This window comes from Cellvibrio fibrivorans (assembly GCF_031457055.1).
Lineage (GTDB): Bacteria > Pseudomonadota > Gammaproteobacteria > Pseudomonadales > Cellvibrionaceae > Cellvibrio > Cellvibrio fibrivorans.
Map to the genome: position 1 here is coordinate 205091 of NZ_JAVDVX010000002.1, position 12556 is coordinate 217646.

At 46.6% G+C, this 12556-nt stretch carries 13 protein-coding genes; 9 read left to right on the top strand and 4 right to left on the bottom strand.

Annotation, left to right across the window (positions count from 1 at the left end):
• Window positions 1–97: 97 nt before the first annotated feature.
• Genes J2X05_RS05780 through J2X05_RS05790 form a run of 3 tightly spaced genes read right to left on the bottom strand, consistent with a single transcriptional unit; the run spans window position 98 to window position 4007 of the window.
• Complete coding sequence (locus J2X05_RS05780) at window positions 98–3016, bottom strand: insulinase family protein (RefSeq protein ID WP_310069937.1); 2919 nt, start codon at window positions 3014–3016, stop codon at window positions 98–100.
• A complete protein-coding gene (locus J2X05_RS05785; protein ID WP_310071320.1) occupies window positions 3013–3681 on the bottom strand; it encodes a tRNA-uridine aminocarboxypropyltransferase in 669 nt (222 codons plus the stop codon). The genes J2X05_RS05780 and J2X05_RS05785 overlap by 4 nt, the downstream gene beginning before the upstream one ends.
• 11 nt (window positions 3682–3692) lie before the next feature.
• Window positions 3693–4007, bottom strand: coding sequence for a GIY-YIG nuclease family protein (locus J2X05_RS05790; protein ID WP_310069940.1), 315 nt, complete (start codon window positions 4005–4007; stop codon window positions 3693–3695).
• Window positions 4008–4045: 38 nt separating this feature from the next.
• On the opposite strand from J2X05_RS05790, the gene J2X05_RS05795 reads away from it, so the two are divergent.
• Window positions 4046–4849: a methyltransferase domain-containing protein gene (locus J2X05_RS05795; protein WP_310069944.1), complete on the top strand. Its 804-nt coding sequence runs from the start codon at window positions 4046–4048 to the stop codon at window positions 4847–4849.
• Window positions 4850–4851: 2 nt separating this feature from the next.
• Here the strand turns inward: J2X05_RS05795 and J2X05_RS05800 are convergent, their stop codons facing one another.
• Window positions 4852–5361: a J domain-containing protein gene (locus J2X05_RS05800; RefSeq protein ID WP_310069947.1), complete on the bottom strand. Its 510-nt coding sequence runs from the start codon at window positions 5359–5361 to the stop codon at window positions 4852–4854.
• Window positions 5362–5514: 153 nt separating this feature from the next.
• On the opposite strand from J2X05_RS05800, the gene J2X05_RS05805 reads away from it, so the two are divergent.
• The 8 genes from J2X05_RS05805 to yajC all read left to right on the top strand — a co-directional run bounded on the left by J2X05_RS05805 (window position 5515) and on the right by yajC (window position 12484).
• Window positions 5515–7272 carry a hypothetical protein gene (locus J2X05_RS05805; RefSeq protein WP_310069949.1) on the top strand — a complete coding sequence of 586 codons (1758 nt, stop codon included), beginning with the start codon at window positions 5515–5517 and terminating at the stop codon, window positions 7270–7272.
• A 16-nt stretch (window positions 7273–7288) separates the two neighbouring features.
• A complete protein-coding gene (locus J2X05_RS05810) occupies window positions 7289–7912 on the top strand; it encodes a hypothetical protein (protein ID WP_310069953.1) in 624 nt (207 codons plus the stop codon).
• A gap of 74 nt (window positions 7913–7986) precedes the next feature.
• Complete coding sequence (locus J2X05_RS05815; RefSeq protein ID WP_310069957.1) at window positions 7987–9030, top strand: agmatine deiminase family protein; 1044 nt, start codon at window positions 7987–7989, stop codon at window positions 9028–9030.
• Window positions 9030–9926, top strand: coding sequence for a carbon-nitrogen hydrolase (locus tag J2X05_RS05820; protein WP_310069960.1), 897 nt, complete (start codon window positions 9030–9032; stop codon window positions 9924–9926). The genes J2X05_RS05815 and J2X05_RS05820 overlap by 1 nt, the downstream gene beginning before the upstream one ends.
• A gap of 136 nt (window positions 9927–10062) precedes the next feature.
• Window positions 10063–10758 (top strand): GGDEF domain-containing protein, encoded by a 696-nt coding sequence (locus tag J2X05_RS05825; RefSeq protein ID WP_310069963.1) that lies wholly within the window; start codon window positions 10063–10065, stop codon window positions 10756–10758.
• Window positions 10759–10890: 132 nt separating this feature from the next.
• Window positions 10891–11364: a thioredoxin-dependent thiol peroxidase gene (bcp, locus tag J2X05_RS05830; RefSeq protein ID WP_310069965.1), complete on the top strand. Its 474-nt coding sequence runs from the start codon at window positions 10891–10893 to the stop codon at window positions 11362–11364.
• 226 nt (window positions 11365–11590) lie between these two features.
• Window positions 11591–12034 (top strand): helix-turn-helix domain-containing protein, encoded by a 444-nt coding sequence (locus tag J2X05_RS05835; protein WP_310069968.1) that lies wholly within the window; start codon window positions 11591–11593, stop codon window positions 12032–12034.
• A 105-nt stretch (window positions 12035–12139) separates the two neighbouring features.
• Window positions 12140–12484, top strand: coding sequence for a preprotein translocase subunit YajC (yajC, locus tag J2X05_RS05840; RefSeq protein WP_310069973.1), 345 nt, complete (start codon window positions 12140–12142; stop codon window positions 12482–12484).
• The last annotated feature ends 72 nt before the right edge of the window (window positions 12485–12556 follow it).

The window sequence follows — 12556 nt, forward strand, 5'->3', positions numbered from 1 at the left end:
AATTCGTTATCGAGCAATACTAGATGACTTTAGTGGGGAAAACTATGTGGCCGGGGGAAAACTATGCGCCCCGGCACACTTGGTTACAGGTTGTTACTTAACAAGTCTTGAGCGTGAGCCCCATTTTTTCTGCCAACTCTTTGTGACCGGCGTGCGTGACTAGCGCGATGCTGGCTTTCTCTGGTACCAAGTAGGTATTAGCCACGCGCTTCAGATCGGCAACTGTGACGGCCAATACGCGATTGCGGAACAGCTCGCGTTTCTCGCGTGTGCGGCCAAATAATTCTGCCTGATAGGTCGATTTGGCCTCACCGGCTGGGGAGCCGGGTTTATCGATACTGCCGATAACACCAAGAATGGCTTCTTCAACGGATTGCCATTGGTGATCAGTCTCCTGCAGCCAGACCAATGAATCATCAAAATCTTTCAAAGTTTCGCTCAAGCGTGGATCGCGGTAGGAATAAAAACGGAACGCAGCGCTGTTGCTGTCCTGGCTTGCGCCGCCGCCGTAAGCGCCGCCTTGTTCGCGAATCGCGCGATGTAAATAACCGTTGCGTAGAAATCCGCCGAGCACGGTAAGTGCAGCGGCATCCGGGTGTTCACTCGGCACTGTGGGATAGGCTTTAGCGCAGAAATTTACTTGGGTATTGGTAATCCAGGCTTCGCGGATCGTTTCGCTCACAGGGGCGAGATCAAATGAAGCGAAATCATTGCGCGTTATTTCATTTGTCCAGCGCGCTTGCAGGTCATCGCGATAGCTATCCAAATGTTCCTGTTCCCCGACAATTAAAAATTGCTTGGGCGCTTGTAAAACCAATTGATGGATTGCGTTTAATTGCGTCGCAAAATTAGCGAGATTTTTTTCATCCTCCAGCGAGTTGTCCAGTGCTTTTACAGCGGCGATACCTTCAAGCCCGCCCAGTTGATGCGATACTTTTGCGGCGGGGCTCATTCCCGCACAAGCGGCAGTCATCGCTAAACTATGGCCGTGGCCAGTAATACTCTGCTCGCGACGTGCACGGTTTTGTGCAATTAATTCACGTATGCGCCCAAGTTCATCAAAGCGAACATGCAATAAGGTATTTTTCATCAAATCATTCATGGCTGCGCTGTTGCGGCTCAATGCTTTGGATGAGAGGGTTAAATAGGCATCAATTTTTTGCACATCATCGCCTGCACCGCGAATGCTGCTAAAGGCATGGATTGAGCCGACAACCTGGGATTGCCAGCGCTGGTTAGCTAAATAATCTTTTTCGCCCGCGCCTAATTCAGTGAGACAGATACTGTAATAGGGCAGTAGGCTTATTTGTTCATCGGTGAGTGCGGGCAATTTGCAAGTAATTTGCTGGTACACCAAGCCATTGGTACCAGCGCTATAACGGCGCAATGGAAAGTTGTGAAAACTTTCGTGGCTGCCAGCGGTGTAATGCAAGTTTGCCGGAATATCTTCCAGGCCGACTTTGGGCAAAATACTTTCATCGTCTTGTTGCAACTGGCGCTCTTGCAAGGCGTGAGTGCGCGCGATAATGGTTTGTTTTTCATCTTCGCTTAAGCTGGCTTTTAATTGCGCGAGGCGTGCAATTTCAGCGGCTTGGATGCGCCCATTCATTTTTAAATCCGGGCGCATAGTCAAGCGCACACGGTGTGGGTTATCCAGCAACCATTTGCGTACGGTTTCCTGAATAAAGTGTGGGTTCTGCGTTTTAAGGCGCAAATTTTCCAGTGCGGCATCCATATCCAACAATGCGATAGGATCGCCGCGATGGGTTGCTGAAGTTAAGCCCGTCAAGATCAACTGCAATCCATAAGGGTAGCCATCGCCACCAACTTCGCGCTGAGATAATTCCAACTGATGCAGTGATGCTTCGATTTGCTCTTGTGGTACGCCCTCATCAGCGACTTTTTGCATGATACCCAAAATCATCGCTTCAACTTTTGCTGCATTTTCCAATGCGCAGCCTTCAAGGCCGCATACAAATGCCATTTCGCGCGATGAGTCATCCAAGCCGCAGAGTGGCGAGGGCGCTTGGCCCAACTCGCTGGTTTCCAGTGCTTGCTGTAATGGCGAGGCACTGTTGTCGAGCAAAATATTGGAAATTAATTGTGCTTCCAGTGATTCATCCAGATTAGTGGTTTTACCCAATAGCCAGGAAACCACAACATGGTTTTTATGTTCAATATCATCCGCATCATTTTCGTCGAGCGGATAGGCTTCCTCTACAGCGATGGGTGCGTGATAGCGTTTTTCATCGCCAACGCTAATAATTTCGTCGAGTTTTTCAAATTTGCTTAATGCTTGCTCTTCAAATTTTTCTTGATGGACTGCGGCAGGAATATCACCGTAGGTCATGAAAATTGCATTGCTGGGGTGATAGTGGGTGCGATAAAAATCTTGCAGTTGCTGATAGGTCAAATTGGGAATATCTTCCGGTTCGCCGCCGCTGTTGTAATGATAAGTAGACGTTGGGTAGAGATATTTACAGAGTGTATGCCACACTTGCGATGAGACTGAACTCATCGCACCTTTCATTTCATTGAATACCACGCCCTTGAACACCAAATCAGAATTGGGGTTATCCGCTTCAGCAAATTCAACGCGATGGCCTTCTTGTGCAAAATCCAATTCATCCAGACGCGAGAAAAACACCGCATCCAAATACACATCGAGCAAATTATTAAAGTCTTTTGGATTCTGGCTGGCAAACGGATAAGCCGTCCAATCAGAACTGGTGAAGGCATTCATAAAGGTATTGAGCGAACGGCGCACCATCATAAAGAACGGATCGCGCACCGGATATTTTTGGCTGCCGCAGAGCGCAGTGTGTTCCAGAATATGGGCGACGCCGGTGGAATCGTGTGGAACCGTACGCAGGGCGACGAGAAAAACGTTTTCATTGTTGTCGGCAGCTAAATGAATATGTTGTGCGCCAGTCACCTTGTGGCGGTATTCTTCAACACGGATTTTTAACGCATCGATAGATTGGCTGCGCAGTAATTCAAACGTTGGATAACTCATAGGTGTGGATTTCTCTCGTCGGGAGCAAAGGGATTTTGTAAGTCATGCTGAACATAATTTGGGGGAACAAACGCGCTTTGTTGTGCAACGAACAGACCCATTGCGGTCAATAGCGGAGCATAGTCCACTTGCTGTTGTTCCAGTTGCCGTAGAGCGTAACAACTTGCCTCCAGCGTGGAAAGCTGATTTTCGCTATGCGCTTTGCGGATTTTGTAAATGGATGGCGGTGTTTCCGTCAGCATCATCCGGGGCAGGCTCTGCAGCGCGCGATTCAGGTAGAGCATTTTACGGCTTTTGCGCCAGGTTCCATCAATTATCACCAAACGTAGCTGATGAGGTGTGGCTGGATTTAGGGTTGGAAGTGGCTGCGGTGCGGTTAACCCAAGCGCTTGGTGTTCAGTTATCTCGGGATAGAGCAGCAGTGGTCGTTTTTGGTCGGCAAATAACCAACGATCCAAATCCTCCGTGTCAAACTGTTCGCCGATTTTAAGTTGGCTGTTTTTTAAGCTGAGATGTAATAATCCCGCCGTATTTTTTGCATTAGGTGCTTCATCGGGATGTTGCAAAATAAGGATTTCAACCTGATTGGTAATAGGGGTAATCAGGGGACAAATGCAGTTGCGAACGGGTCTATTACATTTGTTACAGATCGGGCGCTTAGTCACTGGAGTAGTGGTCAATGTGGCAATTGCTCCAGTTGATGGAGGCCAATAAGCCTGTGTGTTTGTGTTAGTTGCTCGGCAATCAGTTGTTTTTTTACGCTGGCGCTCAGGGATTTAATCGCATATTCACGTTGGCTCGCAGTGGAGCGAGTGTGGTCTGCTTCCAGGTAACAAAGTTGCACAGGTTTGCGCCCGCGAAAGTAGCGTGCGCCCGCTTTCCCCGATTCATGTTCACGCCAGCGGCGCGCCATATCGGTGGTAATTCCAGTGTACACTTGCTCATCGCTTGTGCGGATCATGTAGACAAACCAGTGGTTCGATGAGGTCATATCGCTGCAGCAGCTGTTGGTTAGGTGAAGAGAATTATATGGCAAAAGAATCAACCGGTCAGGATCGCAATTTTGATGATCTGGCCAAACGGTTTAAAAAAAATATCTATGGAGGCTTAAAAGGCGATATTCGCCTTGCAGTACTGGAGCGCGATTGTGCGGCGCATGTTCCCGTCGCGCCTTTTACGGTCTCTACCGGGTGCTGGACAATCCTGGATGCTGGCGGTGGGCAAGGGCAGTTTTCACTGCAATTGGCGCAAGCCGGGCACAGGGTTGTGATTTGCGATATTTCGGCGGAGATGCTCAAGCTCGCGCAAGAGCAGGTTGATCAATTAGGGCTAGCGGAGCGGGTGCAGTTGGTTCACTGCGCGCTACAGGATTTGCCGCAACATTTGCCTGCTGACCAGCTGCAATTTGATTTTGTGATCTGCCATGCAGTCATGGAGTGGATGCAGGAGCCGCAATCCTTACTGCCGTGCTTGCTCCGGTACCTCAAGCCGCAGGGTTATTTATCTCTCACATTTTATAATATTCACTCGTTGATTTACAAAAATTTACTGCGCACCAATTTTAAGAAAATTATTAACAAAGATTATGGGGGTTCTGCGGGTAGTTTGACTCCGATTAATCCGCTGGACCCGCAACAGGTATTAGGTTGGATTGGTGATTTGCAATTGCAGTTACTCAGCCACAGTGGTATTCGTGTTTTTCACGATTACATTTTTAATGAAGAGCATCGCGCGCGCGAACCGCAGACATTGTTGCAGCTGGAATTGGAGTTTTCGCAACAAGAACCCTATCGCTCGCTGGGGCGCTATGTTCACCTTTTGTTGCGCAACTGATATTAGTGTTTGATTTTTTCAAGCAACAGATCGCGCGCCTGATTTATTTTTGCGGCGAGGTAATCATTGCCGCCACGATCAGGATGAAGTTTTTGGATCAGACGGCGATGTGCATCCTGAATCATCGCTTCGGTAATTTCGCCTTTGTCGATTGCTCCCGACAGGCCCAAGACTTCCAGTGCCTCCTGGATTGGCATGGGCACCAGAGGGTGCTGGAGTGGCGGAGATTCGTCAGTCTGATTGTGTTGTGCATTTTTGCGCTGCAACCAGAGTGGCAATAGTTGGCTAACCAAGCCGTAGGCGTTGCGGAGAAAAGGCAGTAAAGCGCCCAAAGCAGCGCCAATCCAATGCATTTTTCCAGTGACAACCAACAAAATCAGAATACCGAGGAATACGCCGGTGCCCATACGCCATAACGCTTTACGTTTTTGCACTGGATCCATTTTTTTATAGCGGGCACTGCCAATAATAATGCAGGTCACTATGACGGCAAATAACAGAATTTTGAGCATAACGCCTCCAGTAAATAGATCGCCATTATAGGCACAAGGGCTGCTAGTCGATAGCCTCATTTTTGTGCTCTCAGGTGATCTTGGCTATGCTTGATCTCATCAGTTTGTATCAATAAAGGTGTATGCCTCATGGGGCGCGAATTTAGAACAACTATGGCTCTACCAATATTGTCCTGGAGTGGACGAACACTACTGGTGTGCGTCTGCACATTGCTCCTCGCTTGTGGTGGCGGTGGCGGCGGATCATCCGGGTTTATGCAGGCGAGCAGTAAACCTGCATCTTCAGCAGGCAGTTCAATGGGGCTTTCCGATGCAAGTTCATCGCCAATATCCTCGTCAATCGCATCTACCCCCGGTTCATCAATAGCGAGCTCATCAGCTGCGAGTTCTTCTCTGCCTGATTTGATCACTCTAAGTGGCAAAGTGACCTATGATTTTGTCCCGCACAACGATAATCAATTTGGTTTGAACTATTCGGCTACAAAAGTAAGTGCCGGGCGTGGATTGGTGGTTGAATTGCTCGATAGCAATAACCTGATTCTGGCTACTACCAATAGCGATAATCTTGGTAATTACAGTTTTACCTTTGAAAACAATAAGCTCGTGAAGGTGCGTGTAAAAGCGCAGCTCTTGCGCACCCAGTTGCCAACCTGGAATTTCAAAGTGACTGACAACACCAATGGCAACATTCTTTATGCGATGGAAGGCAGTTTGGTGGCGGCGAGTAATGCAACTGCAGTGCGCGATTTACATGCTGCCTCTGGTTGGACCGGCACGGGTTATACGCAAACACGTGTTGCTGCACCCTTTGCAATATTGGATTCAGTATTGCTTGGTGTTGAAAAGGTTATGGCGGCGGGGAATGACATTGATTTTCCCTCGCTGGAGCTGCGTTGGAGCCCTAAGAATAAAGCCGCTGATGGTGATTTGGAGTTGGGTGAAATCGGCACCAGTTTTTATAGCGGATCTGCGATTTATATTTTAGGTGATGAAAACAACGATACAGATGAATACGATCGCCATGTTATTTTGCATGAGTGGGGGCATTATCTTGAGAGTGATTTTTCTCGCTCGGATAGTGTTGGTGGTGACCATGTATATGGCGATAAATTAGATATGCGTGTCGCTATGTCGGAAGGTTTTGCCAACGCATTTTCAGCGATGATGCTGGATGACCCCAATTATCGCGATGCTAGTGGTCTGCAACAAGCGGATGGCTTTACGAATAATGTCAGCCGTAAAAATCATACGGTGCGTGGTTGGTATTCAGAGGCATCAGTGCAGTCAGTACTTTACAATTTTTACACTAGCAATAATGGAAAAGCGGCACGGGATTTTACCGACATCTTTAAAACATTGAATTCGACGGGCTACGCTAACAACACCGCAATGACGTCGATTTATGTGTTTGCTGATACATTGCGCAACCTTGTCCCAACGCAGATTACCAATTTTAATACGCTCTTGCTGGAACAAAATATCGAAACTACCGATGCATTCGGTGTAGATGAAAGTAACAGCGGTGGCTACACCGGTAGCTTGCCAATTTATAAACCTCTACCGTTAAACAATAGTCCTGTAAATGTATGCAGTACCAATCGTTTTGGTGCCTATAACAAACTGGCGGTTGCGCAATTCCTGTTGTTGGAAGTGGCATCTTCCGGTACTTATCAAATCAGTGTTCAAGAGGGAATTGATGATTCCGGCGATTCTGACCCGGATGTGTATCTCTATCGCCGCGGTAATCTGCTGGATTTCGCTGAAGGGACACAGATTGATCAGGAGAGTTTATCTCGATTTTTGTCGGTAGGAACCTATGTCCTTGAAATTGTCGATGACAGGGCGATGGACGTAGAGAATACAGATGAAATTACTGCCTGTTTTGACGTGCGCGCGCTGCGCCTCAACTAAAGTGGAGGCTTGAATTGTGAATAAGATGTCAGTTAGTTACCTGGAATTTATCGCTGCAATCATTATTTTTGCCTGCATTGTGATTTTAAGTACGCGAGAAAAAACAACGGACGCTCCCGAGCAATCACAGCCGAATGCTAAAAATGCAGCTATAAGCTCGTCTGTTAACGAAAAAAATCTACATTTAAAATACAGTGAGCATCAACAACACAAGCGTACAAAACCCGGTGCCGCAGTCAGTTTAAAAAATAGCGAGCCACTCTATGCTACTGTTCCCGGCGTGTATGAATACCAGTTGCAATTATTGTCGCCCAACCATGAAGGTAAAATGACGGTAGATGTATCGACCAGCGATGGACTTGCGATTGTTTCCTCCGCGCATCATTTTGAATTTGAGTTACACGAGGGTGGTGAATATGGGGTGCCACTGACAATCAACGCCAATGCCGAAGGGCGCTTTTATATTCAGCTGCATATAACGATTACAGCTGATGGGCAGAAGTCCTCGCGTGTTATCGCTGCTATTTTGCAGGTGGGTGAACCTGGTGTGAAAGCGCAAAAAGCCTCGACAAAGGGAGCAGGGCAAGAAGTAGAGACAGTTATTTCCCTGCCCGCACAGGAGACTATTTCACCACGCTAATTCATTGCGGCAGCCGCTTTGTTTATAATGGCCAGCCCAGTGACTGGCCATTTGCGTTTTAATGAGGAAATTTTATGTCAAGCCAACGATTGCCCGCTGAATGGGAACCACAAGATGCCGTCATGTTGACCTGGCCGCATAAAAACTCTCCTTGGGATTGGATTCTGGATGACGTTGTTGAGCTCTATGAGGCATTGGCGACGGTGATTTGTGATTATGCCGACGTTATTATCGCTGTGCCTGAAACGCAGGTAGATGAAGTCCGCGCCCGTCTTGAAGCTATGGGGGCTCCGCTGGAATATATTCATCTTTATCCCTGCGCGAGTAATGACAGCTGGGCGCGCGACCACGGTCCATTAACGGTTGAAACGCCTGATGGATATAAACTATTGGATTTCCAATTTAATGGTTGGGGAAATAAGTTCCCCCATGATCTGGATGATCAAATTTCCCGCCAACTATTCGCGCAAAATGCGTTTCCGTACGCGACGATCGAACCTCAGGATTGGGTACTTGAGGGAGGGTCTGTTGAGACAGATGGGCAGGGTACTTTGCTGACCACTTCATCCTGCCTGCTCAATACAAATCGCAATCCCAATTTATCAAAGGCGGATATTGAAGCACGTTTAATGTCTGCGTTTGGTGTGCAAAAAATTAATTGGTTGGATCATGGTTATCTCGCAGGGGACGATACCGATGGCCATATTGATACGCTTGCGCGTTTATGCCCCAATAATACAATTGTCTATACTGCGTGCGATGATGAGCAAGATGAGCATTACGGCGAGCTCAAAAAAATGGAAGCTCAGTTGCAATCCTTTACGAATGCACAGGGTGAGCCTTATCGATTACTTCCATTGCCTTGGGCGGGAGAAGTGTTAGGTGATGAGAGTGATGAGCGCCTGCCATCAACCTATGCAAATTTTTTAATTACCAATGAGGCGGTGCTGGTTCCTATTTATGGTTTGCCGATGGATGAAGATGCATTGGAAGTGGTATCACAAGCGTTTCCTGGTTATGAAATTTTTGGCATTCCCTGTTTATCCTTGATAGAGCAGGGCGGAAGTTTACACTGCATTACCATGCAAATTCCTGAAGGTGTGCGGGAGCAAATTTGATGCAAAATTCTGTCGTAAAAACCTTACAAGTGGGTTTTGTGCAACAATCCTGTACTGCAGATACCGCTGCTAATTTTGCAAAAACTATTGCGCAGATTCGTATTGCTGCCGGGCAGGGCGCAAAGTTGGTGGTGTTGCAAGAGCTGCATCGCGGATTGTATTTTTGCCAGCAGGAAATTGCTGCGCATTTTGATTTGGCGGAAACAATTCCGGGGCCGAGTACTCAAGCTTTGGGTACGCTCGCGCAAGAACTGGATATCGTTATTGTTGCGTCAGTATTTGAAAAGCGCGCTGTGGGCCTGCATCATAATACGGCTGTGGTTATCGAGCGCGACGGCAGTGTCGCGGGAAAGTATCGCAAAATGCATATTCCCGATGACCCTGGGTATTACGAGAAATTTTATTTTACGCCGGGTGATTTGGGATTTCAGCCAATCCAGACATCAGTTGGTAAATTGGGAATCCTGGTGTGTTGGGATCAGTGGTTTCCTGAGGCTGCACGTTTAATGGCAATGGCTGGAGCAGAGTTATTAATTTATCCAACGGCTATTGGGTGGAGTCCTAACGAAGCTGCGGATGAAAAAGTGCGTCAGCGTGACGCATGGATTACGGTACAACGCGCCCATGCAATTGCCAATGGTCTGCCAGTCATTAGCGTCAATCGCGTAGGTCATGAACCTGATCCAGCAGGTGGCGCTGGCTTGAATTTCTGGGGTAGCAGTTTTGTTGCCGGTCCCCAGGGTGAATTTTTGTTGTGTGCAAGTGTTGATCAGGAAGAGACCGCGGTAGTTGCAATTGATCTGCTACGCAGCGAACAGGTGCGACGCATGTGGCCTTATTTGCGCGATAGGCGAATTGATCACTATAGTGATTTGGTAAAGATCTATCGTGATTGATATTGATGAAAGGCCGTGATTTTTCACGGCTTTTTTTTTGGGGATTACATAAAAAATAGTTTCTGGTTATGGCGGATTACTTCGGCTAGACTTGATCCGGCATATCTATTAATACTTTTGAACAAAAGCACTGTTTATGGATTCTCCTGCATCTCCTTCCGATTTTGTTGCACGCTCCTGTCCGCTTGGCGATGCTCCCTGCCAATTTTTGCAGGAGCTGCAAACCTTGCGAGAAGAGGTCGGTTTACTGAAAGAGCAAGTACGTACCGATGCGCTAACAGGGCTTTATAATTTTCGTTTTTTCTCCGATGCCTTGCCGTTAGAAATGGAGCGTGCAAGCCGTTCGTTTCAGCCGCTATCACTCATCATTTTGGATATAGATCATTTCAAAGGTTTTAATGACTGCTGGGGCCATGAGTTGGGGAATAGAGCTCTGTCCCATATTGCCCAATTAATTGGATTGACTGTTCGGAAATTGGATTTTGCCTGTCGTTTTGGCGGTGAAGAATTTGTGATTTTGTTACCAAATACTGACCTACGGCAGGCAATGAGTGTTGCTCAGCGGTTGCGTGAAATCATTGCAATCACTCCCTTGGTGCACGAGCAAGAGTTAATCACTATAACGGCGAGTTTGGGTGTAGATGAATACCGGGGTAGTCACAGTGATAGCCCTGAAGGTTTTATCGAGCGTGTAGACGCCTGGTTGTATCAGGCCAAACATGCTGGCCGCAATTGCGTGAAAGGCCCTGTTATTGAGTCGGCGGATGTCAAAACTACCGTAACAACTGAGGAGAAAGATGCACTCTTTGGTGCGTTTGGATCAGATGAATGATTTCGCAGTTTGGATCTTTATTATTTTGTTCTGTAGTAAAGTCTGAACTGATCGAGGAGTCTTGATAAGGCGTAAAGTTTTATCTCAATTCCCAATAATTTATACACAACATAGTCGAAGGTTCACAAGCGAATGACGTTTCCCAAGATTGGCAATCTCGCCCCAACATTCACCCTGAAGAATCAGACAGGGCTTGATGTTGCGCTAAAAAATTACAAAGGTAAAAAGAATGTGGTTTTGTACTTTTATCCTAAAGCTTCAACGCCAGGATGTACGGTTCAAGCCTGCGGTATCAGGGATACGTATGCAGAATTTGATGCATTAGATACGGTAGTGTTGGGGGTTAGCCCAGATGCACCATCAAAATTGCAAAAATTCATTGATAAGTACGATTTGAATTTTGATTTATTATCGGACGAAGACAACGCGTTGGCAGAAAAATACGGTGTCTGGGGGCTCAAAAAATTTATGGGGCGCGAATTCATGGGGATATTGCGTACTAGTTTTATTATCGACAAAGACGGGCGCTTGAAACATATCCTCGATAAGGTCAATACCAAGACCCATGATCAAGAAGTACTCAGTATTTTGCGTAATGGCATTTAAACCGTCTTTAATATAATTTCTTGTGATAAAAAACTTCTGTTTTGATTGGAAATTATACGCATTTCTCTTTGATTCAAAAATAGTTCGTCTATAATCCCTATTAGCTGAGTGTAATTTGAAAAAATCATGGATGGTGCTTGAAAATTTGGTAACTTGTGCTTTTACCAAGGAAAAACACTCCTGATTGATTTCATAAACGCCCTTAATTGGCAAAGGAGACGCCTGGATGATCCAATTACAGCGAATTTACCGTAACAGCGAACATTTTTCTGAAAATTCCTTTGAAGGGTCTGAGGTCAGATCTTATGCGGAATATCTTGCTATGGCTGATATTCCTAAATTTGAAGGGGTTTCGGCCCGAGTGATCGATGCTCTGAAGCAGAGAGTCGGCCGCGATGATTTGTCTATTGATCGAATTGCTGAGGACTTAAAGCTGTCGAAAAGGACCTTGCAACGTCGATTGCAGCAACAGAGCGCGAATTTTGCACAGCTGCGTGATGTCTTGCGTTTTCATTATGCGATCAAGTATTTGATTGATGAGCATATGAGCGTTGATACTGTTTCTAAGGCCTTGGATTTTTCTGATCGCACTAGTTTCACTAATGCGTTTAAGCGGTGGACCAGCTTGTCACCCAGCGTTTTTAGAAAGTTATTCCGCGATTACGCGTAGTTTTCTTGCTCCCAGCCAACGACCTCGTTCGATTAAAGAGTGCTAATTGCCTGTGCCTTTCAAAACAGGTACAGTTAGCGCTCTTTATTCTACGAGGTTAGTTTCATGAGTTTCTTTATAGCATCCGCAATGGCTCAGGCTCAAACGGCACCGGCGCCACAGAGTAATCCTATGATTACTTTATTGATGTTTGGTGGCATGTTCCTGTTCATGTATCTGCTGATTATTCGTCCTCAACGTAAGCGTCAAAAAGAGCATCAGAATCTGGTTTCAGCTCTGGCGAAAGGCGATGAGGTGATAATGACCAGTGGCATGCTGGGTAAGATTCTCAAAGTTGACGATAACTATGTTGTCATCGAAACGGGAAATAACGTAGAGCTCAAATTCCAAAAAGTAGCTGTGCACGCAGTACTTCCAAAAGGCACCATCAAATCTATTGATGCAGCCTAGGAGTTAAGAAACCAGAAAGGGGCTTAGGCCCCTTTTTTATTGCCCTGACTACCCATCCTTATAATTATTCCG